The sequence below is a fragment of the Candidatus Methylopumilus universalis genome (assembly GCF_006364435.1).
GTDB lineage: Bacteria > Pseudomonadota > Gammaproteobacteria > Burkholderiales > Methylophilaceae > Methylopumilus > Methylopumilus universalis.
The window spans coordinates 636,506-660,781 of record NZ_CP040977.1; the positions used below are offsets into that span (position 1 = coordinate 636,506).

Sequence of the window (24,276 nt, forward strand, 5' to 3'; positions counted from 1 at the left end):
CACAAATATACTGCATTTTTAAAGTGTATTTTTTGCAATTTTGTCCATAATTTTGTCCACTTTAGACTAAAAATTTTGATATTTCTTCTACTTAATCAAGTTGGATACCTATTATTGATATGTATCAAATTTGTCAATGATTCTTCAACCTCTGTAAGTTGATAAACAGAAAAAGAGTGATGATTAAGTTAGCGTATTAATTTATAACGATAGAAGAAAAGATATCCTGAATTGACTGTGAGTTCTATCTTGTCTAGGTCGACACTAAAAATTTAAGCAGTTCACGATAAATTAAGAGTCCGCTGCTCTACCAGCTGAGCTAATCCCCCAGGAACGGATATTTTACAGTAATTGTCTGGGTTGTAGAGGAGGTTTCAGTGTGCTAACAGTGCTCTAAAGTTTGTGGTGCGTAATTGAAAGTTAAAAAAAAGTAGATTTTTGTCTTCGCTTAGAGGGCTTTTTTTAACTATTTCCCTTAAGTATTCCTACGGTCGCAGGATAGTCAAAGCAAGGGGGGGGTAGATATTATCTTCATGCACTGTAAAAGTATACATTGTGATGCCTATTTTGATATAGGCTTTTTTTGAAATTTATCACCATTTTTAGCATGGAAAATTTTGAATATAACTTTGAGCTATTAAAAGCTACACGCCTAAGCAAAAAAATCTCAGCGCAAAGTATAGCTGCTGATTTATGTTTAGCAGAACGTCAGATCATTTCTATCGAAGAAAATAGCGCTCAATATTTTCCTTCTAAATCTCTTAAATACACCAGCTTAAAAAAATACATAGCAGCACTTGGTTTAAAAAATGAGGATGTCATCTTCAATTTTAATGAAGTTGACCCCACCCCAAGTTTGTTAAAGAAGCCATAGAGTATGCGAGCATTTGGTAATCTATTAATAATCTTAAGTGCGATCATCCCAATACTCTTTGGACTTGAGTATTTTTCTGAAGCTACAATTGTGTTCTTAGCATTTCTTTTATATCTCACCGGTCATTATGTGAGGCATGATTTTACCTATCGCAATTTTAAGATAAGCACACGATCAAAACCTTTTTTTGAATCAATATTAAAAAATACAATACAAGCCATTATCTATATAACGATTTTCACCTTTGTAGGCTATTTACTGCTAGCCATCTCAAAAACTGATTTTTATCTAAATCATCTCCAAAGTTTGATGCAAGGCACTATTAATTTAATAGATGAAATGATTAGATTTTGGATTAACTTACCTTATCGATTGATGAAATATGGACAATAAGCATCCTTTATTGACGAGTGCTTGTGAATATATAGAAATAAATCTTCATCTTAAGATTTCGATGTTAGATCTCAAGCGCCATACTAAATACTCTGAACGATCTTTACAGTTAATATTTAAAAAACATTTAAATAAAAGTCCATTTGAATATATTGAAGAGCAAAGATTGTTAAAGGCCTACGAATTAATTAAACAACATAAACAATCAAAGAACACCACTGACATTGCTTCAGAAGTAGGATTTAGACATTTGGGAAGATTTTCTGTGAATTTTAAAAGAAGGTTTGGCATTCATCCTTCCGCATTGGCTCGAAGTTAGTGTAGTTAATTTTTAATCATCAAGTTCGTGTTGAATCCGCCAAAGAGCTATTCTCGTTTTAGGTCCAATTTTCCCGGTTTGCTCTAAATCTTTAGATTTTTGAAAGGCTTTTATCTTTTCTGGAGTTGAGACATCAGGCATAGGTGTTTTGCATATTTTCTTTTTATCAAAGATATTAAATACGCGACAGTCTTTTCCTGATAATGCACTTAAAGCATGATCGGTTAAAGTTTTCTTTGTGACGGCAGCGCTTCCAACATCACCAGCTGTTTTTAACATATCAATGGTTTGTGCGGTCTGAACAGTTGCCACTGAACCACCTGCAGATGACGCTAGCAAAACACAGCCTTGGAGGCAGGTTGATAGCAGGAATAACAAAATAAGTTTTATTGAAATTTTCATTTAACTTGCAACGTTAAACTGATTATGTGGCTAGTTTGTGACAACGTCAAAACTTTTGACACTCGGTGTGCTTAGGTGTGCTTGCTGAAATTACTTCCGAAAAAACTTCTACTTCTGCCACTGCTAGGATCTTACAGGGTCTCTAGTCTTGATATTTAACTGATACTGCGAGTCCGCTGCTCTACCAGCTGAGCTAATCCCCCAGAAAGTGATATTTTACAGTATTTGTCTGGGTTGTAGAGGGTTCAAGGCGGGGGGGATTTTGGCAGGGGTGGAATAGGGGTGTGTTTGTAAGTGCTGGTTTTTTTAGTTCAAATTTCTCTAATAGCCGTGCTAATGACTTTATAGGATGAGCGTAGCAAAAAGATTGATAGTGCTAATCCCACCACGATATCTGCCCAACCACTCTGTGTAAACCACACAATAAGTGATGCAATGATGACAGCAATATTATTTGCAATATCATTTCTTGAACATTCCCAAACAGATGACATATTAATATCTTGATCTTTGTGTTTTGTAAGCAAATACAAACAAGTTAAGTTTCCTACTAATGCTATAACACCTACAATACTCATGATTTCAAAAATAGGTGTCGTATGGTCAATGATATTTTGAGTGACTTGTGATAAAACAAAGAGCGCACCTATTAAAATTAATATCCCTTTAAAAAGTGCTACACGAGCTTTAGCTTGATTACTTTTGTAAATAACAAATAGACTTAATGCATAGGTGATTGCATCTCCTAAATCATCTAAGCTCTCTGACATAAGACCTGTGGATTGAGCAATCAAGCCTGAACTAAAAACAACAATAAATAAAAAGACATTAATCGCTAAAACGATTTTTAATGTTTTAGACTGATTCACTTTCATAGCTTCAATAGCACAGCTTTTATTTTCGCAGCAATCTGACATTTCTTATCTTATTAAGTTGAGTTTTAGCTGCTTGACCCTTTGAGCTAATCCCCCAGAAAAGAACATTTTACAGTATTTGTCTGCTAGACAGAAGGTTCAAGGCAGGGGATTTTGGCAGGGGTGGAATAGGGGTGTGCTAGGAAACATCCAGAATCAGGAGATTTTTGGATGATATTGAACTTTCAATAATAAAAGCGTATCATAAAAGTATGAAAGCTATTAGAAATTATCTAGTTTTATGTTTATTGCTTGCAATGCCACTGCAAAGCATTGCAGCTAGCTTCCAGCTTGTCTGCCAGAACGACCACAAAACTTCAGTGACTACTGAAACAAAGATGAGTCATTGCCACCAAGCTCAAGCTAAAGAAAATAAACAATCAAAAGAAGTGCAAAGCCAGAATACTTCCCATCATTGCTTATCATTTTGTGCACACGCAGGCATGGCTGCATTAATTCAGGATGCTACTTTAATATTTTCTCAAGATAGCGAAATTGTTTCTAACCAGTATTCATATCATTACGATTCTGTAATTTCCCCGAGCATTCAAAGACCACCCATCAGCTTTTCTTAAAAATTGAGTTGGGCTTAATTTAAGCCTTATTTTTATTATTTAAGGAAATCTATGTTTACATTTAACATGAGATTATGGGCTATCCCCTTAATCTTTTTATCAAGTCACCTAGCATTTGCAGCACCTATGGGTTTTGAGGGTTCTGTGATGACTATGGGGGACTTCAATCAAAATTGGCGTGAAGTGGGATTCAATTATGCGATTACATCTCGTGACGCTTTGGGATTAATGCATCTTGAGTTTCGTTCAGATAATTACAAAGATAAACGTGAAGTCGATACGCTTAATTACACACGTCTATTGTCTCGTTGGAATTCAGAGCATGCTCAAAGTAATCTTTGGCTGTTTATGGGGTTAGGTGAAGTAAGAGGAGTCGCTAATAATCAAAGTATAGATAGTAAAGTCATTGCATCCCCAGGCTTTCAGTTTGATTATGAAACGACGCGCATTTACTTTGCGGCCACTCATAAACTTTACCGAGCTTCAAATTTAAATCACGACAACACATCAATTCGTGCTGGTTTTTCTTTTTACGAAGCTGATTACAATCAAACACAGCCGTGGTTTATTTTAGAAACAAAATATACCAATCAGATCTCGGACAAGATTGAAGTGATCCCTATGTTAAGACTTATTAACAAAAATATCTTTGTGGAGGGCGGTGTGAACAATAGCGGCCAACCTCGTTTAAATTTTATGTATACATTTTAAGGAGCTTTTATGAAACATTTACTATTAGTAGTAGGTTTAGGATTATCTTTAACTAGTTTGAGTGGCTTTGCGACACCATCTTACAAAGTCACTATGAAAGGCATGGTATGTTCTTTTTGTGCGCAAGGCATTGAAAAGAAGATGAAAGCTTTAAGCGAAACAAAGGACGTATATGTTGACATGAAGAATCGTCTAGTCGTAGTTGAAGTCAAAGAAGGTTTAACTTTGTCTCAAGATGTCATTAATAAAATCATCAAAGATGTAGGCTATGAAGTTAAAAGTATTGAAGTAAGCGAGCATCCTATTGAGCATATCAAATCAGGAACGGATAAATGATGCCAAAAGATCATTTACATCCCAATCTAGTTAAGACTAAACATTTATCCTTGCTTAGTTTATTTTCGTCGGGAGGCACACTGATTTGTTGTGCCTTGCCTGCGTTATTAGTAAGTTTAGGCGCAGGTGCTGTGATGGCGTCTTTGGTGAGTTCTGTGCCACAAATTGTTTGGTTTTCAGAACATAAATTAGGTGTGTTTATATTTGCAGGAGTGATGTTATCAATATCTGGATTTCTACAATGGAAAGCTAGATCCTTACCTTGTCCGAGTGATAAAGAGTTAGCGGAACTTTGTAATAAAACTAGAGTAAACTCACTAAGAGTTTATTTTTTTTCAGTTAGTGTATTTTTGATAGGTGGCTTTATGGCTTTTGTAGCACCTTGGTTAATCAGTTAATTTTTCATAAGGAGAAATAGTATGGAACATATGATGGGTGAAGCACACTGTTGGCATATGGTAATTATGTGTTTACTAATGACAACGTTTTTGGTTTTAGGTATTGCGTCATTTATTAAGTATTTGTTTTATAGCAAAAAGAAATAAGAAGTAAGAAGTAAAAAGCCACTCTTGGTAGTGGCTTTTCTTATCTGTGGTGTGCTTAGGTGTGCTTCGAAGAAAGCTTAGGAATAGACTTCTGTAGCTATTAATCTTTAATTTTTGCCAAAAATTTTAGTGTCACATCCCCTATATAAGACGAAGGGGTGGAGGGGGTATACACCTCTTTTATAACTCCGTTTTATTCAATTCTAAATCCTTAAAAGTTAATTATATTCACACTTAACTATATGATTTATATAGGATTTATGTAGCTGACTTAGAGTAAACTCTAAGCACTCTAGATGACTCTATATTAGAGATAGCTAGATGGAATATAAACTCTAGCTCTCTATACACCCTAAGGGGGTAGAGAAGCTGGAGTTATTCGTTCATACCTTTGTCAGTAATCCATATTTGGTCACTTAAATTACCTCTTAAACCAGTTCCAACCAATCCTTTGATAACTAAGTTGCCTATAACTTCTCTCATGTCATGACTTCTTTTCGCTGACGGATGTTCAGTCCAAAGTTTGCAGCATTGTTCTATTACCTTATCCATATCATCATGACTTGATGACAATGTTAGAAGCCAATCTTTAACTAAATTAAGCACTCTTGTTTGCTTGTCTGATAATCTAACTTTTTTCTTTTTATCTAAAATTTCCCCAAGCTTATCTAATGTGCATGTTGTTTCAACTTCACCATTCATTTCTACTTCAATAGTTTCTAATCTATAGCCGTATCTAATTCCACATTCACTATCTTTGGATTTTTCTAAAGACCATTCACAATTTCCATTGCTATCTTGTTTGACATAAATGATGGTATCCATTGACGCTTTAAGACTTGAACTTCCTCTCATTCCTCTAGACTCATCTTTACCTGAATGATGAATGATTAATACAGTAGAGTTTAGTTTCTCAGTAATTAATTTTGCTTGCCTAATAACACCACTCATTTCAGACGCAGAGTTCTCTTCTATATTTGGACAAGCCATGTTTAATGTATCAATGATGACCATCCCACTATGAAATTCTTTTTCCTTATAATGATTGATAAAGCTTTCAACAGAGCCATTCTCACCCAAAAGTAAAGTGTCAGGCGTTATAAGCATATTGGAAGGTGATATGGAATTTTTCTTACACCATCCTAATATTCTCTTTCGTAAACCTGTAAACCCTTCTAATGCTGTATAGACAACTGGTATTTCTCTTGAAACTGGAAGTCCAAACCATTCTGACCCAGAGGCTAAATGCAAAGCTAAATCTATAGCTAGGAATGATTTTGTAGAACCACTTTCACCATAGATGGTTGCTATACCTCTATCAACTAAGATATCTTTTATAAGCCAATTAATCTTAGGAAGATTTTCAAGTTCATGAATTCTATAACTTCTTCTTGTTTCTATTTTGCTAATTTCTTGTGAGCTTATTTGCATGATTTTTCCTTAGCATTTTGACTATCTAACCATGCTTGGATATCTTCTTCTTTCCAAAGTGTAAGTCTTGAGGTGATTTTTATGGGCTGAGGAAAATTACTACTTTTATCTGAACATAGCTTCCAGATGGTTGATTCACCCATTGATAACATTTCTGCTAAATCTTTAACTCTATAAGTCTTTTTTTGCATTCCTATTTCCTTTTTAAAGTTTCTATAAATATCCCTATTAGTTCTGGGATTAAACGAGACTATAAAATTGAAATGAAATCTGAATTCAGATTGGCAAAGGTATTCAATCTGACTTTTGGATAGGCGTTTCTTTTAAGTTAATTATTCCACCTTGTTCTGATATACCAATATCAAAATACTTTTTTAATGCTTTTCTTTGTTTTTCTGTGAGGTCTTTATTAAGATTAGTAAACTTAACTTTATTAACAACACGCTGATGAACAAACCAATTTTGAAGGCAATATAAGGAATATTCATTAAGTTGCTGCATAAGATATTTCACTTCTTTATCAACGCCTCTTAGCTGGGCTTCTTTGCATGCCTTAGTTAAGTCATATTCATTATCCAAAATATCTTTAGTGATATCGTCAAGGTAATCAGGATATAAGAAAGGATGTTTTTGTTTTCTTCCTACCAAGTTTAGACAAGCGTCAGTTGTTAGTCCGCCTTTAAGAATTTTTGTAAAACAATCTCTACAATACTCTAATAACTCTTTAGGAATTTCCTTTTTATTGTTTATACAGTAACAAAAATACTCAAGCATTGCTCTTGCACTATCAGGATAGTATTCCTCATCAGGAAAGCTATTAAAAATATCAGGTCTTTTATTATAAGTTTCCAATCCAACATGCACGACATATTCCAGCATCAAATTTTTATCAATATTTCCCTCAAATTTTTTGCCTAATCTTTTTGCTTCTTCAATACCACTTTTAACCCTTTCTGTTTCTTGTTGAATTCTTTGAAGCAGGTCTAATTCTTTGTCTCTCTTACTCACTTAGTATTTTCCTTTTTTCTTTTACCAATACTTATAGTTTGTTCATAATCTTTTTTTCTAGCTTCTAAATAACTTAATAACCAATCAACAAGCTTTCTTCTTTCATCCAGCCAATCATAATCAGCCATATAAGACCTTTCAACTGCTGAACCATACTCATGGTCAAGTTGTTTCTCAATAACTACATTTGGAAATCCAGAATGTCTTAAACAAGTTAATTTAACTATTGTTCTATTTCCATGAGCTGTAGCATCAAATCCCATTTCCTTAATTAATAATCTAGGTCTGCTTGATGCATAGGCATCACCAAAACGATTAGTAAATATGAAATCATCTTTGCTTGCCTTGAGAATGTCTTTAAGTTCATTAAGTAAATTTACCGCAATGTTTGGAAGGGGAGTTACAAATGAATTGCTGCTCTTCATAAACTCTTTAGGAATACTTAATGTTTTTTTAGCTGGGCTATACCAACTCCATTTTGCATTAGACAAAGAACCAACTCTTAAGCCTGTAACAATATTTATGATGAGATATACCTTATCTTGAACAATTGGGAGTTTTTGAACCTTAGACCAATACATTCCTAAGTCTTCTAAATCAACAGACTTATGGCTGATTGTTTTGGTTTTCTTAAATACTTTATTTTTTCTAATCTTATCTAGTGGGTTATCCCCTTTATATGCTCTTTCTTCAGATGCATATTCATAAACGAGGTTGATAAGTGACTTGGCTAAATTCATCGTAGTGGTTCTGTTATATCGTTGGATATCTTTCTTTCCACTCACTAATTTAACTGGATTGGATTTAACTTTTTTTAAAGTTTGGAGTAGGTCAGAGTCAGTAATTGATAGGATGGATTTATCCTTTAAATCTGCCTCTAAATAGTTCTTATAAATGCCTCTAGAACGCTTAATATGAGACTTAGACCACACTTTATCAAGCATGGTAGAGCGATACTCCACCATATCTTCAAATAGGGTAGAGAACATGAATTTATCACTAGATTTCTCTAGGTTTTTATTCTTAATATTGTTGAAATAATCTCTAGGATGAATACCTTGTTTGAGCTGTTGCTTAGAGATATCCCTTAATCCTCTGGCTTCATCTAATCCAACAGAAGGGTAAGTGCCAAAACTTAATTGTATTTCTTTACCACCTAACTTGCCTCTGAATAGCCAATACTTGGAATTTGGTTCAACACGCAACCTTAATCCACCCCCATCATTCTCATAGATGTAAGCTTTGCCATTAGGGCAAGTTGAATTTTTTACTTTAACGTTGCTTAGAAGGTTAACGCCATAACCCATAAATTTTTGTCCACTCTTTTGTCCACAATTGAGAAAGATTCTAATATAGGGTTATAGACTAAGCAAGAGTAATTAATGCCTTAAGGCTTATATATAATGGTTATTTGAGGGGTATTGGTAGGGTGTAAGAGGGTGTTAGAAATTAAGTGTTAGAGGATAAATAGGTCACACCTCTTCCGCCATTTTGTTTTAATCTAATTCGCATTAAATCTATTCCTTATAGCTTTGCCATAAACTTCCAGAGATGATTTATACATAACATCTAAAGTAAAGGGCCTGTGTATATTTTTCATTTGTTTTGTATTGGGAGTTTTCATAATTTTTAGCATTGCTTTTGATAATGGTTCTGGACTTTGAGGTTTCACTAAGACAGCTTTTTTGTATTTACTTAAAGTTTCTGGAATGCCTCCGACTGGGCAGCTAATTATTGAAAGACCCACAGACATCGCTTGCAATAATGCTTGAGGAACACCTTCATTCGCATAACTTGGCAATACAAAACAATCCATTGCTTGCAAGTAGGGTACGATATTTCTAATATCACCAACTAATTTTATATTTTCAGGATAAGAAGAAGCTTTAGCCAATTTTTTACAATTTTCCATTTGTGGGCCATCGCCTATGATAATTAAAGTACACATTGGATTTTTTAAAAGATTAAATGCTTGAATTAAATCACTGTGTCCTTTCCATGATCTCAATGTGGCCGCAATGCCAAAAATAAAATGTTTCTGTGGAAGATTTAGTGATTTTCTTTGTTGTATTTTATTGCCAGGTACAAAAATATCAGTGTCGATTCCAGTGGGGACAGATTTAGTGGGGGTGCGAACAAATTTATCTATAGTTAAATCATCTTTTATAGATTCGCTCGTTGTCATGATTGATTCACAGCCTTTGTTATAGAGCCATTTGGAAGACATATTTCTATGAACATGAGTGCTTATATGCCTCGTTCTTACAATCGCTGGTTTTATATTTAAGGTTAATCTAGCAAGCGCTGAAAGCCAATGATCGGTGCTTGAATGACAAGAAATAATATCCGGCTTTACTTTTTTAATAAGTTTTCTTAAAGAGAGTAAATCAGCAAAGCGCTTTTTTTGAAGATCAATACCCTCACACCTTACTCCGTAAAGATGAGCTCTTTTGGCAATTAAACTTTTTTTATCTGCTGCGATAATGACTTCATGTCCATATTTAGAATATATCTTTGCTTCCGTAAGCACTCGAATTTCTTGACCACCCCAGCCTAATGAAGACTCCGTGTGTAAAACTTTAATTTTCTTTTTATTTGCTAATTCATTGTATAAATGAAGCCATTCTTTATTTTTAATATTTATGTCAAAGGCTTTAGCTGCTTTTAAAGCATTTTTTGAAAATAATTTTCTTTTTCCCCATGCTTTAATTAAAGCATCAGCAATACTATGTTTATCTTTCTTGCAAATGACACCCGCAAGATTCTTTTCAATATGAGGGGCTAAGCCAACATCTTTTGTTAAAACGATAGGTAGTCCACAACAAAGCGCTTCAAGAGCTGCATTAGGAAGGCTGTCATAAAGAGAGGGTAGGCAAAATATATCTGATGCATCTAAATATTTTTGAATATCATCTTGGGGTCCAGTGATAAGAACGTTATGCCCGCGAGCAAGATCCCTTAATTGTTGAATTTTCTTATCTTGACCTACGATAATGGCCTGAAATTTTGGGAGCAATTTAATGGCTTCAACAATTTCAAAAGCACCTTTTCTTTCAAAACCTGAACCTACAAAAAGCACTACAGGTAATTTTGGATTAAGTGCTAATTGTTTTTTAGTGGCTTCTTTTTTTGTAGCCGATACAGGATGAAATGATTTTATATCAATACCATTTTCAATCACTTTAATTCGAGATTCTGGTACTTTGTAGTATTTATATAATTCATTTTTAACAAGATCACTATTTGCGACAAAAAAAAGGCTTTTGTCTTCAGACATCTCTTTTTCGATACACATTATTTTTTGATGGTAGGGGTCAATGCTAAGCCAAGCCTTTTTATACCAGGGGCTAATTTTTTTCATTCTATCGATCCAGGCTGCATGAATGCCATCTCCCAATCTGTAAATGTCCACTCCGGTCAATCTTTCGTGAGATTGAATAAGATCAAAATTATTTAGACTAATAATTTTCATAACGGATTTTTGGAAGCTTAGTAATTTTGAGAATCTAAATAAGCCATGTGACTTGGCTTCTATCCAATGAATGTTTTTTGAGTTATTGGCATTTTGCTTCCAAAGCTCGGAAATAATAAAAAAGTTAATGCCAAGCTGACTTAATCCAGACGATGCTCGCAGAATGAAATTTTCCGCACCCCCAAAGGCTGTAAACTTTCGTCTAATAATTGCTATTTTCATATGACAACATTGTATATATTAATGGGATTATAGGTGACCAACATCTCACGCTATGACAGCTTTTAATTTTTCAACTAAATTATCTATCTTATTTTGATTCATTTTTAAGTTATTTTTGTATGCGACTAAGAATGTATCTTCAGCTCTAGACCCCAGCGTATTTATTTTTGCTTGATTAATAGATATATTTTCTTTTGAAAGTTGATCAGAAATCAGGCTCAAAAGTCCATTTCTATCGTCTGTAATGATATCCAATTGGTAAATAGGCGATTCGTCAACCTGAGCGATAGAAATCTTTGTATCAAAAGCGAAGTGTGTGGCTTGCCGGCTTCTTTCCGAAAGCTTTGTTGGTTTAGTTTCTTTGCTAGTTTCCAATCGACCTACTAATTCTTTTTCGATAAATTTAAATAAGCCTTCATAGCTCACAGATTTTGGATTGGCATCAAGCAAATCAAAAAGATTGAGCGCATAATTATGTTGCGTTGTGAATATTTTTGCTGCTGCTATGCTGTATCCAATTTCATCAAAGAAATGGCAGGTCTTATTAAAAATATGCATTGTATTTTTTTGGTAAATAAGAACTTCAATACCTTCGCCATTTGAGCGATGCCTAACTCGAATGATAGGTTTTTTTGGCGCCGTGTGGGTAAACAGAAGTCTCGTTTGCCATGCAATTTCTTCTTCCGTATATTTGTAAAAGTAGTTTTCTCCAAAATTCTCCCAAAGATCCTTGTAATGATCATCTCTGATATTGTATGTATTCAGTATTAATGCTGCTTTCTCTTTTCTTTTTGCAATTGAATCTTCGTGTGATAAATTGCCTTGTTCTAAATAGTTGAGCGTATATTTAAAGAGATTTTTTAGGAGGGTGGCTTTCCACTGATTCCAAACGTGTGGACTGGTAGCTCGAATATCTGCAACCGTTAAAAGATAAAGTGAAGTCAAATTTTCTCTATTGACAACTTTTCTTGCAAATTCTTCAATAACCCTAGGATCTGATAAATCTAACTTTTGCGCTGTATGTGACATTACCAGATGCGATTTAACTAACCATTTGATGAGCGCTTCATCATGAGATGGTAAATGATTTAGTTTTGAAAACTCATGAACATCTTTAGCTCCAAGTTCAGAATGATCTCCACCCCTACCTTTTGCAATGTCATGAAATAGTGCTGCAAGATAAAGAATATGTTTATGGGTATAGTTTTTAAACAAATCATGGCAGTCAGGAAATTCATGTTTTAACTCATCTTTTGCAAATCTTCTTAAATTTTGAATGACATTGAGAATATGTTCATCAACTGTGTAAATATGAAATAAATCGTGCTGCATTTGACTTACAATTTTCCCAAAGGCAGGAATGTATGATCCAATGAGATTGCATTTATTCATGATTCTTAACGATCGATTGACCTTCTCATTTGACTTAAGTATGGATAAGAACTTTGCTTGCTGGTTCTTATCTTTTCTAAATGTATGATTTATTCTGTTTGCAGCACTTCCAAGTAGCAAGAGCAAGTTGGGACCTAGAGAATTGAGCTGTTTATATTTTTGAAAGGTCATGAATACATCAAAAATATATGGCTTTATATTTTTATTTTGAAATTTAGAATTTATTTCAAGATAATTATTTTTGATTATCAAGAAATGACTATCAGTAATTTTGGTTATCTTGTCTGATTCGATTGGATTAAGTTTTTTTAAAAGCACTTCGTTAATGAAAGTTGTAAAATTAATTGCCTCATAAACATCCTTCATAAATAACTCACTTCTTTTCTTATGAGTAGTTTTTTTATACTTTAATAACAATGCCAATTCATTCTGGTAATCAAAAAGCAATCTATCTTCACTTTGTTTTGCTGTGACATGAAGAAGGATTCTCAAGTTTTTAAAAAAGATGTCAGTTTTAATAAGTTTCTGATAATTTTTCTTATCAAGATATTTTTTTTGATTTAACTTTGTTGGTGTAAATCTTTTAATACAACTTTTGCCTACCCATTGAATCATTTGCAGGTCCCTTAAGCCGCCGGGACTTTCTTTTATATTTGGTTCTAATTGATAGGCAGATTGGTTATATTTTTGATGACGATGGTCTTGTTCTTTTATTTTGCCTTGATAAAACTTTGCAGGAATAAGCGTTTCATTAATAATTTTTTTTAAATTTTTATAAAGTACCTTGTCACCATTAAGATATCTGCTCTCCAAAAGGTTTGTTTGTACTGTAATATCCCTTTTGATTTCAATTTTCGTTTGATTTATATTTCTAACGCTGTGGCCGACTCGTAAGCCAAGATCCCATACCAAACTAATAAACTGTTCAATTTTTTGACTTAGAGACTTGTGAAGGCTCTTTGGGATTAATATTAGTAAATCAATATCAGAGTAAGGAAAAAGTTCTTGGCGGCCATAGCCTCCGCAAGCTATAAGAGTTGCGCTATTTCTTAATTCTAGATCTTGCCAAAGTCTGCTTAACGTTTTATCAATAAGCTGTGAGTGATTTTGAAGATAAGAAATACCATCTCTTTTTTTCAAAAATACTTTAATGAGATTTAACTCATTTAAAGCTAATTCTTTTTTAAGGCTTAGTATTTCTTTTTGAATCAAGATTTAATTAGCAAATGCTGGAGGAGGGGGTGTTTTTTCAGAAACTGTAAGGACTTCATAGCCGCTATCCGTAACTAATATTGTATGTTCCCATTGTGCTGATAGGCTTCGATCTTTGGTGACGATAGTCCAGCCATCGGGCATTTGTTTAATATCTCTTTTGCCTGCATTAATCATAGGCTCAATCGTAAAAATCATACCCGCTTCTAGAGTAACTCCTGTGCCAGGCTTTCCATAATGAAGGACTTGAGGCTCTTCATGAAAACGCTTACCAATGCCATGACCACAAAATTCTCTCACAACACTAAACCCATTTTTTTCAGCAAAGTCTTGAATGACAAATCCGATATCACCTAATTTTGCACCTGGCTTAACTTTTTGAATACCAAGCCACATAGCTTCATAGGTGAGTTTACATAAACGCTTAGCTTGAATTGAAGTATCTCCCAAGAGAAACATGCGGCTTGTATCGCCATGGAAACCATCTTTAATAACCGTAATATCTATATTTACAATATCTCCATCTTTAAGTGCCTTTGGGCCTGGCACACCATGGCAAATCTGATGATTGATGGAAGTGCAAATAGATTTTGGATATGGAGTATGTCCATCCGGTGCGTAATTTAAGGGGGCCGGGATTGTTTTTTGTACATTCACCATGAAATCATGACAAAGCTTATCAATTTCTTCAGTGGTAATGCCTGGAATAACAAAAGGTGTAATATAATCAAGTACTTGTGATGCTAGCGCACCAGCAATACGCATTTTTTCTATTTCTTGGGAATTTTTGATGTGTATTGTCATGATTACTACGTTTAGATTACGTTTGAACTTGTTTTTTGTGCTATTATAGCGCGCTTCTTCAAGGTTCTTGAGGAAATAATTTTGCATTACCTAACGTTAGGGTGTCTATGAAAATAGATGTAATTAGGTGATGTTTTTTTAACCCATAACAACGGAGTCAATTATGTCAGTTACTATGCGTCAAATGTTAGAAGCGGGGGTCCATTTCGGCCACCAAACCCGTTACTGGAATCCAAGAATGGCACCATATATTTTTGGTGACAGGAATAAAATTCATATTGTTAACCTAGAAAAAACATTGCCAATGTTCCAAGAGGCCTTGAAGTACATCCGCACTCTTGCTGCAAACAAAGGACGTATTCTTTTTGTAGGTACGAAAAGACAAGCCCGAGAAATTCTTAAAGAAGAAGCTTCTCGCGCTGGTGTTTCTTACGTGAATCATCGCTGGTTAGGCGGTATGCTCACAAATTTTAAAACAGTGAGACAGTCTATTAAACGTCTTAATGATTACGAAGCGATGCTTGAAGATGGAAGTTTACTTAAGTTTAATAAAAAAGAAGCATTAGGCTATAAGCGTGACTATGAAAAATTACAACGCTCAATTGGCGGTATTAAAGATATGACAGCACTGCCTGATGCAATTTTTGTAATCGACGTAGGTCATGAGAGTGGCGCTATAGTTGAAGCAAATAAGCTTGGTATACCTATCATTGGTGTTGTTGACACTAATAATTCACCTGATGACATTTCATATGTGATTCCTGGCAACGACGACTCAAGCAGAGCCATTAGACTTTACGCAAGAGGTATGGCTGACGCAGTATTAGAAGGTAAAAGTCAGGCATTAAATGAACTTGCTAAGTCAGTATCGCAAGAAGAAGAATTTGTAGAAGTGACTGAGGCGGTCGCTGAGTAATTTTTAAAGCATTATTTAAAAGGGGCTTCATGCCCCTTTTTTAATAATAAATTTATTCATACAGTATTTAAGGAGTAATCAAAGTGGCAGAAATAACAGCAAGCATGGTCAAAGACCTACGTGATCGCACAGACGCACCTATGATGGATTGTAAAAAAGCATTAACTGAAGCTGATGGTGACAGTGTGCGCGCTGAAGAAATTTTAAGAGTTCGTTTCGGAAATAAAGCAAGTAAGGCTGCGGGAAGATTGGCCGCTGAGGGTATTGTGATTGCTTTTGTAGCTAAAGACGGCAAAACAGGAACGCTGCTTGAAGTTAACTCAGAGACAGATTTTTGCGCCAAAAATGAAGACTTTTTAAAGTATACAAACGAACTTGTAAGCACCATCAATGAAAAGAACCCAGCCAACATTGAGGCTTTAACAAGTTTAAATATGGCTTCTGGCAATGCTGAGGAAGTTCGTACTCAGCTTGTGGGTAAAATTGGAGAAAATATTACACCACGTCGATTCGTTCGTTATCAAACAACGGGTCAAATATTTAGTTATATCCACAGCGGAAGAATTGGTGTGCTTCTAGATCTTCAAGGTGGAGATGAGGCTTTAGGAAAAGATTTGGCTATGCATATTGCAGCAAATAAACCCAAAGCACTTAATGCATCTGGCATTGATGCTGCATTAATTGAGGTTGAGAAACGTGTAGCGATTGAAAAAGCAAAAGAGGCTGGAAAACCAGAAGCTATGTTAGAAAAAATTGCAGAAGGCACGGTGCAAAAATTCCTTAAAGAGGTCACATTACTGAATCAACCTTTTGTGAAGGATGACAAAGTAAGCGTTGAGCAATTATTGAAAGCTAACAACGCAACTGTGAATGCTTTCAGCATTTATTCTGTAGCTGAAGGCATTGAAAAGGCGGTAGTAGATTACGCTGCAGAAGTTGCAGCGGCAGCAAAGGTTTAGTCTTATCAAAGCACATAAAGGATTGTATGATTTATACAGTCCTTTTTTTATGTCCCCTGGTTTAAAAATACGTTAAACTTTAAGGAAAATTATGGCCCAATCTGCATACAAAAGAATTATGTTGAAAATATCAGGCGAAGCCTTGATGGGCGAAGATCCGTTTGGTATTAATCAGCATACTATTTCAAATATAGTTCATGAGATTAAAGAAGCGCTCGATTTAAAAATTCAAATGGGTATTGTGATTGGTGGTGGCAATATTTTTAGAGGTGTAGCTTTAGGCGCTGCAGGCATGGATAGGGCGACTGCAGATTATATGGGCATGATGGCTACTGTGATGAATGCATTGGCTCTTCAAGATGCCATGAAACATGCAGGAATTGTAGCCCGTGTTCAATCAGCGCTAAATATAGAACAAGTGGTAGAACCATATATTCGTGGCAAGGCTATTCGCTATCTTGAAGAGGGTAAAGTGGTTATATTCGCTGCAGGAACAGGCAATCCCTTCTTTACGACTGATACAGCAGCAGCATTGCGAGGCGTAGAAATGAATGCAGATATTATGATTAAAGCGACCAAAGTCGATGGTATTTATTCAGAAGACCCTAAAAAAAATCCAAAGGCAAAGCGATACGAAGTTGTCAGTTTTGATGAAGCCATTCAAAAGGATTTAAAAGTCATGGATGCCACTGCCCTAACTTTATGTCGAGACCAACAATTACCGATCGCAGTATTTAATATATTTAAATCAGGGGCATTAAAAAATATTTTATTAGGACAAAATGAAGGCACGCTCGTGATGCCTAATATACATTGATTAAAGAGGATGGTCATGACTGAAGCAATTAAAGTAAATGTAAGTGAAAAGATGCAAAAATCTCTAGACTCTTTTAAGTCTGATCTTGCAAAAGTTAGAACAGGTAGAGCACATACTGGACTTTTGGATCATATTGTCATTGATTATTATGGTTCTATGGTTCCTATTAATCAGGTAGCTGGTGTTAATTTAGGGGATGCAAAAACAATCAATGTGCAGCCTTATGAGAAGAGTATGGTCGGTAAAATCGAAAAAGCGATTCGCGATAGCGACCTTGGGTTAAATCCCGCAACATCTGGTGACCTTATTCGCGTCCCTATGCCCACACTGACAGAAGAGCGTAGAAGGGATCTTATAAAAGTTGTTCGAACAGAAGCTGAGTCAGCTAAAGTTGCGATGCGAAATATTAGACGCGATGCAAATGACTCCCTAAAAAAATTAATCAAAGAAAAAGAAATCAGTGAAGATGATGAACGAAGATCGCAAGATGAAGTTCAAAAAATTACAGATAAGTTTATCGCCGAAATCGATAAACTTCTTCAAACAAAAGAATCTGAATTACTCGCAATTTAGTGTTTAATTTCTTTCGTCCATTACGAGCCAAAGAAGCACTATTAGAAAAACCTAAACACATCGCTATTATTATGGATGGTAATGGGAGATGGGCAAAGAAACGACTAATGCCACGCATTTCCGGCCATAAAAAAGGTTTAGAATCAGTTAGAACAGTCATTACGCAATGCCAAAAATTAAACATACCTTTTCTAACATTATTTGCTTTTAGCACAGAAAATTGGTTGAGACCTGCACAGGAAGTTAATTTTTTAATGTCATTGTTTCAAGAATCAATTAAAAAAGAATCGTCAGCTCTCATTAAGCATAATGTCAGATTTAAGTTAATTGGCGACAGAAAACCGTTTCCAAAAAAACTCGTTGATAAAATAAAAGAACTTGAAAAGCTTACTGAAAAAAATACCGGGCTAACATTAAGTGTTGCAATTAATTATGGTGGAAGATGGGATATTGTGAATGCAGTTAATAAGCATCAAAAAGAAACGCTTTCTAAAAAACCATTAACTCAAAAAAATCTCATTCAAAACCTATCTTTAAATTACGCACCAGATCCGGACCTCTTAATTAGAACCGGCGGAGAAAAACGTATTAGTAATTTTTTAATTTGGCAGTTTTCATATTCTGAGCTTTATTTTACAGAGACGTTATGGCCTGATTTTAATGAAAGGGCGCTTATGACTGCATTGTTTGAATTTCAAAAAAGAGAGCGCCGGTATGGCAAAACAAGCGAGCAATTATAAATGTTGATATCAAGAATATTCTCAGCTTTTATTATGCTTTTAGTTTTTTTATCTTCTTTATTTCTATTTTCAGGAAGTTTTTTTTCATTTGTCATCTATGTAACTTCACTCTTAGCGCTCTATGAATGGTCAAAACTTTTATATTTCAAATCTCTTGAAAAAAAGATTTTTTTAGCCATCTCGTTATGCTTCATTTATCTAATTGATAAATTTCTCACTTATGATCATGCTAGATTTATTTTAATTGGCGCCTCCATCTTTTGGATTTTTATAGCACCTTTATTTTTAGTATTTAAAATACATCTTAAAAATTTCTACTTTAGTTCTTTGATTGGCTGGATGTTGATCATTCCACTTATTGTTGCTTTAAATTATTTGATTCAATTAAGTCCTTGGGCTGTGCTTCTCGTTTTAACGACTATTTGGCTTGCGGATTCGGGTGCTTATTTTTTTGGAAAACAATTTGGTAAGAGAAAGCTTGCGCCGTCTATTAGCCCCGGCAAAACATGGGAAGGCTTTATAGGAGCTCTATTTGTTGTTTCATTATTTTCGATCACACTGACTTATTTTGGCTTTGTTAATTCTTACGAATCTATTTTATTTTTTATTTTAATTTTATTGTTAAGTGTTGAAGGCGATTTATTTGAGTCATACATTAAGAGAGTGGCTAAAGTTAAAGATAGTGGCGATTTAATCCCTGGTCACGGTGGCGTTCTTGATCGGATTGATAGTTTGTGTTCTAGCCTTCCTCTCGCGACTTTAATACTTGTTTCACCGTCTTTTTTCGGGCAACTTATTTAAGTGGAAACAATTGTTATCTTAGGCTCAACTGGAAGTATTGGTTGCAATGCGCTTCAAGTTATAAACCTTCATCAAGACAAATATAAGGTTTTTGCGCTCACAGCCAATGGAAATGTTGATCTATTAACAGAGCAATGCAGTGAATTTGAACCTCAATTTGCCTTTGCTTTAAATCGAGAGGCAAACCAACAACTTAAGAAAAATCTACTTGCATTGAATTCAAAAACAATCGTTTTAGATGATGAAAATTCTCTAGATTGGCTTGCCTCTCATAAAGAAACGAACACAGTTATTTCAGCTATTGTAGGTGCGGCAGGACTTAAGCCTACAATGGCAGCTGCAAATAGTGGAAAAAAGATTTTGTTAGCCAACAAGGAAACGCTTGTCATGGCCGGGGAATTGTTTGTTAAAGCTGTAAAACAATCCAATGCCACCTTAATACCTATAGATAGCGAACATAATGCGATTTTACAAGTGCTGCCACAAAGTAAAAAATTAAACTATAAATCCAATGGCATTAGAAAAATTTTATTGACTGCATCTGGCGGACCTTTTAGGACTTCTACTAAGGAAGAGCTTAAACATGTGACACCGAAAGAGGCTTTACGTCATCCAAATTGGATTATGGGCAAAAAGATTACGATCGATTCCGCAACGATGATGAATAAGGGTCTTGAAGTAATTGAGGCTTGTTGGTTATTTGATATTCCAGCTTCAGATATTGAAGTGGTTATTCACCCTCAGAGTATTATTCATTCCCTTGTAGAGTATGTTGATGGAAGTACGCTTGCGCAATTGGGCAATCCCGACATGAGAACGCCTATTGCTTATGCATTAAGTCACCCTGAAAGAATTGAATCTGGAGTTTTGGGGCTTGATCTTATTAAAACAAAAAGACTTGATTTTGAAGCGCCTGATTTAGATAAATTTCCTTGCCTTGGATTGGCTTACAAAGCGCTTCATATAGGCAAGAATGCACCTACCATTCTTAATGCAGCTAATGAAGTAGCTGTCGAAGCTTTTTTAAAAGAATCTATCACTTTTAATCAGATCGCAGAATTGATTGAATTTTGTATGGATGCTGTTGAGCCTCAAAGCTTGGATTCTATCGAAACAGTTTTAGAGGTAGATAGTAAGACACGTCATCTTGCACTTTCTTGGATTGATTGCCACAACTTAACTTCATGATAACTTTTTTTGTCTTTATTCTTACGATTAGTATTGTTGTAGGTATTCATGAATTTGGCCATTTTCAAATGGCGCGTTGGTGCAATGTTAAGGTATTAAAGTTCTCAATTGGATTTGGCAAACCTCTTTTTACTTTTCGTTTTGGCAAAGATAGAACCGAATTTGCTATATCTTCGATTCCCTTAGGTGGCTATGTAAAGCTTTTAGACGAAAATAATATTGAGACAAGTGAAAAAGTTAACAAAATTGATCTTAAAAGAGCATTTAATCGACAGCCTTTAATCAAACGTTTTCTTATTGTGGCTGCCGGCCCCTTAATTAATATTATTTTGGGTATTTTGATTTTTTCTTTTATCTTTATGCATGGTTCAAAGCAAATTAAGCCATCCATTAGTGAACTTCCAATTTCGAGCGAAGCTTACCAGTTAGGACTTAGAGCGGGGGATGAGATCGCATCCCTTGATGGCAGTGAAATCGAATCTTTAGAAGACTTACTTACTTCCATAAAAGACCAAAAAAATGTATTTCAAGATGTAGGCTTGAAGCGGAATGGCGAGATCACCCATATTAAAAATCTTTTATGGACCGATGAAATCAAGGTTTTTCCATATGGACTCCCCATTTTAATTCAATCAGTGGAGGCAGGAAGTATTGCTGAAAAAATAGGGTTACAGACACATGATCAAATGCTTATGGTAGATCAAATTCCCATTAAAGACATTCCGGATTTGATCGCTAGTGTGCAAAAAAACTGGTCACAATCTTACACTTTAACGATAAAAAGAGAAAATATTATTCAATATATTCATATAGATAAAGAACTTTTTGAAAGCAAAGTCGATAAAAAAAGAATTGGGATTGCACTAGGTTATGATGATGTAATTATTAAGACTCATTTGGTTGAAGTAAAGCGTACATTTGAAGAGTCTATTAAAAAATCATTGGTCCAAACTTATGCTTTTTTCAACCTAACCTTAAAAACATTTAAGAATCTACTTACACAAAAAACCGATTTTAAAGATTTGGGTGGGCCTATAGCAATTGCACATATGGCGTCTTCTTCATTTGTGGAAGGTACTTTCCCTTATATTCAGTTTATTGGATTGATTAGTTTAAATATTGGGATATTGAATTTATTGCCTATTCCATTATTGGATGGGGGTTACTTGCTTTTCTATCTCATTGAGTTTGTTAGAAGGAAGCCCTTATCAAACAAAAAAATGATGATAAGTCAAAGGGTTGGAATGTTAATTTTGGGTTTACTTACTGGAATTGCGTTGTATAATGACGCCTGTCGATACCTATTAGGAAGCTAATGACTTTAAGATCTAAACTAGCTTTATTCATTTCACTCCTCCTACTTTCTATTGCAGCCTTTGCTATGGAACCTTTCGTCATCAAAGATATTAAAATTGAAGGTCTTCAAAGGACGGAGCCTGGCACCGTTTTTAATTACCTTCCAGTGCAAGTTGGCGATACGATGACTGAGGATAAATCATCCGAAGCCATTAAATCACTTTATCGCACAGGCTTTTTTAAAGACGTGCGTATAGAAGCTGATCAAGATATTCTTCTTATCACCGTGCAAGAGCGACCTTCGATCGCTGATATTCAGTTTTCAGGTAACAAAGCTTTTCAGTCTGACAAGTTAAAAGAAGGTATGAAAGCAATCGGTCTTGCTGAGGGCCAGATTTATGATAAATCTAAACTAGAGTTCGCTCAGCAAGAAATTAAAAAACAATATTTAGCTCAAGGTAAATATACAGCTATTGTTAAAACTTCAGCTTCTCCTTTAGAGAGAAATAGGGTGGCAATTCGCTTTGATATTGAAGAGGGTATCGTTTCACGTATTAAAGAAATTAACGTAGTTGGAAATCAGCTTTATAGTCAAAAAGACATTACGTCTCAATTCCAACTTCAAACAACGAATTGGCTGTCTTGGTGGTACAAAGATGACCAGTATTCAAAACAGAAACTAACAGCTGATCTCGAAACATTAAAATCATTTTATATGAATCGTGGGTATTTAGAATTCTCAATAGACTCAACACAAGTTTCTATTACACCTGATAAAGATGATGTCTATATTACGATTAATATTTCAGAAGGCCCTAAATATAAAGTATCGGATGTGAAACTTGCGGGTGATCTCCAGCAAGTCCCTGAGGCTGAATTACAAAGCTTAATTAAAATTAAAAAAGATGATATTTTTAATCGTGAAAAAATTACTGAATCAACTAAAGGCATGAACGCTCGTCTAGGTAATGACGGTTTTGCATTTTCAAACGTCAATGCAATTCCGGAAATTAATAAAGAAGAGCACACTGCTTCTTTTACATTTTTTGTGGATCCCGGAAGAAAGGTATCTGTTAGACGAATTGACATTGAAGGTAATCAACGTACGCGAGATGATGTTATTAGGCGAGAATTTAGGCAGCTTGAATCAGGATGGTATGCAGCAGATAAGATTGATCGCTCTAAAGTGAGGCTCAATAGAACACAGTTCTTCTCCGACGTTAATATCGAAACGCCAGCAGTTCCTGGAAGCGCAGACCAAGTTGATTTAAAAGTTAAGGTTACTGAAAAAAATACAGGTAGCATTATGCTTGGTGCGGGATTGAGTAGTAGTGAGGGTGTTGTAGGAAGCTTTAACGTGACTCAGGCCAACTTTCTTGGAACAGGTGACCGTGTTTCTGCCCAAATTAATACTGGCAGAATTAACAAGACCTATTCATTGAGCGTAACAAAGCCATTTTATACGCCCGAAGGCATTAGTCTTAGTTATGACATCTATAGACGAGATGTTAATACCTCCGCATTAAGAACAGTTAGCTATAATACTTCATCATTTGGTGCGGGTATTCGATTTAGCGTACCTCTTACTGAAAAAAATTCCATCTCATATGGCTTAACCCTTGATAATACCGAGGTAAGTAATTTGGCGTTAGATAGGTCGCCTACGCGCTATATTAATTATTGCTCATCTGTAACCAACACAATCAATTCTACTGGTTGTACGATGAATTCATTAACTGCAAGCATTGGCTGGGCGATAGATAGTCGTGATGATATTTTGTTTCCTAGAAAAGGTGAGTTAAGACGAGCAAATGCTGAAGTTTCAACTCCTGGCCTGGACATTCAGATATATAAAGTTACTTTGCAAGAGAGTTGGTATAAAGACATAAGCAAGGATCTTACGGTCATGTTAAACGGTCAGATTGGCTATTCAAATAGTTATGGCGGAAAAGAATTTCCATTCTTCAAAAACTTCTATGTAGGTGGCGTTAATTCGGTTCGCGGATATAGGCAAAGCTCAATAGGCCCTGTTTGTTTGCAAGGTGATACCTCCTGCGGAATAAGCACTACTACAACCAATATGTTTTTGGGCGGTAATAAGCAGATTATTGCGAATGCAGAATTATTTATGCCAGTGCCATTTGTAAAGAATAATAATAATCAATTTCGCTTGAGTGCATTTATAGATGCTGGTAATGTATATGGGCATGATGAGTCGATAAATTTATCTACCATAAGATATTCCGCAGGTATGGGTGTGTTATGGGTCTCACCGTTTGGACCCTTAAAAATTGTGTACGCTGTTCCATTTAATAACCAAAGTACTGATAGAACTGAAAGCCTTCAGTTCCAAATGGGCCAGCAGTTTTAAATTGT

At 35.1% G+C, this 24,276-nt stretch carries 25 protein-coding genes; 16 read left to right on the plus strand and 9 right to left on the minus strand.

Annotated elements, in window-relative coordinates; genetic code table 11:
* Positions 1-607 precede the first annotated feature (607 nt).
* The 3 genes from FIT70_RS03490 to FIT70_RS03500 are packed head-to-tail and all read left to right on the plus strand — an operon-like array spanning position 608 to position 1,586.
* The gene (locus FIT70_RS03490; RefSeq protein WP_139930643.1) at positions 608-874 is read left to right on the plus strand and encodes a helix-turn-helix domain-containing protein; all 267 of its coding nucleotides are present in this window, start codon (positions 608-610) and stop codon (positions 872-874) included.
* 3 nt (positions 875-877) lie between these two features.
* Positions 878-1,267, plus strand: coding sequence for a hypothetical protein (locus FIT70_RS03495; protein WP_139930645.1), 390 nt, complete (start codon positions 878-880; stop codon positions 1,265-1,267).
* On the plus strand, positions 1,257-1,586 hold the full coding sequence (locus FIT70_RS03500; protein ID WP_139930647.1) for a helix-turn-helix transcriptional regulator: 330 nt from the start codon (positions 1,257-1,259) through the stop codon (positions 1,584-1,586). The genes FIT70_RS03495 and FIT70_RS03500 overlap by 11 nt, the downstream gene beginning before the upstream one ends.
* Positions 1,587-1,598: 12 nt before the next feature.
* On the opposite strand, the gene FIT70_RS03505 is transcribed toward FIT70_RS03500, so the two are convergent.
* Both FIT70_RS03505 and FIT70_RS03510 read right to left on the minus strand, forming a co-directional pair.
* Positions 1,599-1,988, minus strand: coding sequence for a peptidoglycan-binding domain-containing protein (locus FIT70_RS03505; protein ID WP_139870192.1), 390 nt, complete (start codon positions 1,986-1,988; stop codon positions 1,599-1,601).
* Between the two features lie 311 nt (positions 1,989-2,299).
* Positions 2,300-2,905: a cation efflux transmembrane domain-containing protein gene (locus FIT70_RS03510; protein WP_139930649.1), complete on the minus strand. Its 606-nt coding sequence runs from the start codon at positions 2,903-2,905 to the stop codon at positions 2,300-2,302.
* A gap of 209 nt (positions 2,906-3,114) precedes the next feature.
* Between FIT70_RS03510 and FIT70_RS03515 the strand changes: the two genes are divergently transcribed.
* The 4 genes from FIT70_RS03515 to FIT70_RS03530 are packed head-to-tail and all read left to right on the plus strand — an operon-like array spanning position 3,115 to position 4,922.
* Positions 3,115-3,477, plus strand: a complete 363-nt coding sequence (locus FIT70_RS03515) for a hypothetical protein (RefSeq protein WP_139930651.1) — start codon at positions 3,115-3,117, stop codon at positions 3,475-3,477.
* Between the two features lie 51 nt (positions 3,478-3,528).
* A complete protein-coding gene (locus FIT70_RS03520; protein ID WP_139930653.1) occupies positions 3,529-4,188 on the plus strand; it encodes a hypothetical protein in 660 nt (219 codons plus the stop codon).
* A 9-nt stretch (positions 4,189-4,197) separates the two neighbouring features.
* Positions 4,198-4,524: a heavy-metal-associated domain-containing protein gene (locus FIT70_RS03525; protein WP_139930655.1), complete on the plus strand. Its 327-nt coding sequence runs from the start codon at positions 4,198-4,200 to the stop codon at positions 4,522-4,524.
* Entirely contained in the window at positions 4,524-4,922 is a 399-nt protein-coding gene (locus FIT70_RS03530) for a hypothetical protein (protein WP_139931378.1), read from the plus strand. The genes FIT70_RS03525 and FIT70_RS03530 overlap by 1 nt, the downstream gene beginning before the upstream one ends.
* 522 nt (positions 4,923-5,444) lie before the next feature.
* Here FIT70_RS03530 and FIT70_RS03535 read toward each other — a convergent pair.
* From FIT70_RS03535 to map, 7 genes are all read right to left on the minus strand, one after another.
* On the minus strand, positions 5,445-6,500 hold the full coding sequence (locus FIT70_RS03535) for an AAA family ATPase (RefSeq protein WP_139930657.1): 1,056 nt from the start codon (positions 6,498-6,500) through the stop codon (positions 5,445-5,447).
* On the minus strand, positions 6,491-6,691 hold the full coding sequence (locus FIT70_RS03540; RefSeq protein WP_139930658.1) for a helix-turn-helix transcriptional regulator: 201 nt from the start codon (positions 6,689-6,691) through the stop codon (positions 6,491-6,493). The genes FIT70_RS03535 and FIT70_RS03540 overlap by 10 nt, the downstream gene beginning before the upstream one ends.
* A gap of 103 nt (positions 6,692-6,794) precedes the next feature.
* Positions 6,795-7,508, minus strand: a complete 714-nt coding sequence (locus FIT70_RS03545; protein WP_139930660.1) for a hypothetical protein — start codon at positions 7,506-7,508, stop codon at positions 6,795-6,797.
* A complete protein-coding gene (locus FIT70_RS03550; RefSeq protein WP_139930662.1) occupies positions 7,505-8,815 on the minus strand; it encodes a tyrosine-type recombinase/integrase in 1,311 nt (436 codons plus the stop codon). The genes FIT70_RS03545 and FIT70_RS03550 overlap by 4 nt, the downstream gene beginning before the upstream one ends.
* A gap of 194 nt (positions 8,816-9,009) precedes the next feature.
* Positions 9,010-11,202 carry a glycosyltransferase family 4 protein gene (locus tag FIT70_RS03555; protein WP_139930664.1) on the minus strand — a complete coding sequence of 731 codons (2,193 nt, stop codon included), beginning with the start codon at positions 11,200-11,202 and terminating at the stop codon, positions 9,010-9,012.
* Between the two features lie 45 nt (positions 11,203-11,247).
* On the minus strand, positions 11,248-13,806 hold the full coding sequence (gene glnD / locus FIT70_RS03560; protein ID WP_189340878.1) for a [protein-PII] uridylyltransferase: 2,559 nt from the start codon (positions 13,804-13,806) through the stop codon (positions 11,248-11,250).
* 3 nt (positions 13,807-13,809) lie between these two features.
* A complete protein-coding gene (gene map / locus FIT70_RS03565) occupies positions 13,810-14,610 on the minus strand; it encodes a type I methionyl aminopeptidase (RefSeq protein ID WP_420897689.1) in 801 nt (266 codons plus the stop codon).
* 163 nt (positions 14,611-14,773) lie between these two features.
* Here map and rpsB point away from each other — a divergent pair, with 163 nt between their 5' ends.
* The 9 genes from rpsB to bamA all read left to right on the plus strand — a co-directional run bounded on the left by rpsB (position 14,774) and on the right by bamA (position 24,271).
* Positions 14,774-15,526, plus strand: a complete 753-nt coding sequence (gene rpsB / locus FIT70_RS03570) for a 30S ribosomal protein S2 (RefSeq protein WP_139867674.1) — start codon at positions 14,774-14,776, stop codon at positions 15,524-15,526.
* Positions 15,527-15,609: 83 nt separating this feature from the next.
* Positions 15,610-16,485, plus strand: coding sequence for a translation elongation factor Ts (gene tsf / locus FIT70_RS03575; protein WP_139867676.1), 876 nt, complete (start codon positions 15,610-15,612; stop codon positions 16,483-16,485).
* A 91-nt stretch (positions 16,486-16,576) separates the two neighbouring features.
* Complete coding sequence (gene pyrH / locus FIT70_RS03580) at positions 16,577-17,302, plus strand: UMP kinase (protein WP_139867679.1); 726 nt, start codon at positions 16,577-16,579, stop codon at positions 17,300-17,302.
* Positions 17,303-17,317: 15 nt separating this feature from the next.
* Positions 17,318-17,875 carry a ribosome recycling factor gene (gene frr / locus FIT70_RS03585; RefSeq protein WP_139867681.1) on the plus strand — a complete coding sequence of 186 codons (558 nt, stop codon included), beginning with the start codon at positions 17,318-17,320 and terminating at the stop codon, positions 17,873-17,875.
* The gene (locus FIT70_RS03590; RefSeq protein WP_223257713.1) at positions 17,875-18,615 is read left to right on the plus strand and encodes an isoprenyl transferase; all 741 of its coding nucleotides are present in this window, start codon (positions 17,875-17,877) and stop codon (positions 18,613-18,615) included. Before frr ends, FIT70_RS03590 begins: the two co-directional genes overlap by 1 nt.
* Positions 18,616-19,416: a phosphatidate cytidylyltransferase gene (locus tag FIT70_RS03595; RefSeq protein ID WP_139930668.1), complete on the plus strand. Its 801-nt coding sequence runs from the start codon at positions 18,616-18,618 to the stop codon at positions 19,414-19,416.
* Positions 19,417-20,604: a 1-deoxy-D-xylulose-5-phosphate reductoisomerase gene (ispC, locus tag FIT70_RS03600; protein ID WP_139930670.1), complete on the plus strand. Its 1,188-nt coding sequence runs from the start codon at positions 19,417-19,419 to the stop codon at positions 20,602-20,604. It begins immediately after the preceding gene.
* Entirely contained in the window at positions 20,601-21,920 is a 1,320-nt protein-coding gene (gene rseP / locus FIT70_RS03605) for an RIP metalloprotease RseP (protein WP_139930672.1), read from the plus strand. The genes ispC and rseP overlap by 4 nt, the downstream gene beginning before the upstream one ends.
* Entirely contained in the window at positions 21,920-24,271 is a 2,352-nt protein-coding gene (gene bamA, locus FIT70_RS03610; RefSeq protein ID WP_139930674.1) for an outer membrane protein assembly factor BamA, read from the plus strand. Before rseP ends, bamA begins: the two co-directional genes overlap by 1 nt.
* Positions 24,272-24,276: the final 5 nt, after the last annotated feature.

Excerpts from the sequence above, each read along its gene's own strand:
- FIT70_RS03490 (WP_139930643.1), top strand. The coding sequence starts at position 608 with ATGGAAAATTTTGAATATAACTTTGAGCTATTAAAAGCTACACGCCTA.
- FIT70_RS03495 (WP_139930645.1), top strand. The coding sequence starts at position 878 with ATGCGAGCATTTGGTAATCTATTAATAATCTTAAGTGCGATCATCCCA.
- FIT70_RS03500 (WP_139930647.1), top strand. The coding sequence starts at position 1,257 with ATGGACAATAAGCATCCTTTATTGACGAGTGCTTGTGAATATATAGAA.
- FIT70_RS03505 (WP_139870192.1), bottom strand. The coding sequence starts at position 1,988 with ATGAAAATTTCAATAAAACTTATTTTGTTATTCCTGCTATCAACCTGC.
- FIT70_RS03510 (WP_139930649.1), bottom strand. The coding sequence starts at position 2,905 with ATGTCAGATTGCTGCGAAAATAAAAGCTGTGCTATTGAAGCTATGAAA.
- FIT70_RS03515 (WP_139930651.1), top strand. The coding sequence starts at position 3,115 with ATGAAAGCTATTAGAAATTATCTAGTTTTATGTTTATTGCTTGCAATG.
- FIT70_RS03520 (WP_139930653.1), top strand. The coding sequence starts at position 3,529 with ATGTTTACATTTAACATGAGATTATGGGCTATCCCCTTAATCTTTTTA.
- FIT70_RS03525 (WP_139930655.1), top strand. The coding sequence starts at position 4,198 with ATGAAACATTTACTATTAGTAGTAGGTTTAGGATTATCTTTAACTAGT.
- FIT70_RS03530 (WP_139931378.1), top strand. The coding sequence starts at position 4,524 with ATGCCAAAAGATCATTTACATCCCAATCTAGTTAAGACTAAACATTTA.
- FIT70_RS03535 (WP_139930657.1), bottom strand. The coding sequence starts at position 6,500 with ATGCAAATAAGCTCACAAGAAATTAGCAAAATAGAAACAAGAAGAAGT.
- FIT70_RS03540 (WP_139930658.1), bottom strand. The coding sequence starts at position 6,691 with ATGCAAAAAAAGACTTATAGAGTTAAAGATTTAGCAGAAATGTTATCA.
- FIT70_RS03550 (WP_139930662.1), bottom strand. The coding sequence starts at position 8,815 with ATGGGTTATGGCGTTAACCTTCTAAGCAACGTTAAAGTAAAAAATTCA.
- FIT70_RS03555 (WP_139930664.1), bottom strand. The coding sequence starts at position 11,202 with ATGAAAATAGCAATTATTAGACGAAAGTTTACAGCCTTTGGGGGTGCG.
- map (WP_420897689.1), bottom strand. The coding sequence starts at position 14,610 with ATGACAATACACATCAAAAATTCCCAAGAAATAGAAAAAATGCGTATT.
- rpsB (WP_139867674.1), top strand. The coding sequence starts at position 14,774 with ATGTCAGTTACTATGCGTCAAATGTTAGAAGCGGGGGTCCATTTCGGC.
- pyrH (WP_139867679.1), top strand. The coding sequence starts at position 16,577 with ATGGCCCAATCTGCATACAAAAGAATTATGTTGAAAATATCAGGCGAA.
- frr (WP_139867681.1), top strand. The coding sequence starts at position 17,318 with ATGACTGAAGCAATTAAAGTAAATGTAAGTGAAAAGATGCAAAAATCT.
- FIT70_RS03595 (WP_139930668.1), top strand. The coding sequence starts at position 18,616 with ATGTTGATATCAAGAATATTCTCAGCTTTTATTATGCTTTTAGTTTTT.
- rseP (WP_139930672.1), top strand. The coding sequence starts at position 20,601 with ATGATAACTTTTTTTGTCTTTATTCTTACGATTAGTATTGTTGTAGGT.
- bamA (WP_139930674.1), top strand. The coding sequence starts at position 21,920 with ATGACTTTAAGATCTAAACTAGCTTTATTCATTTCACTCCTCCTACTT.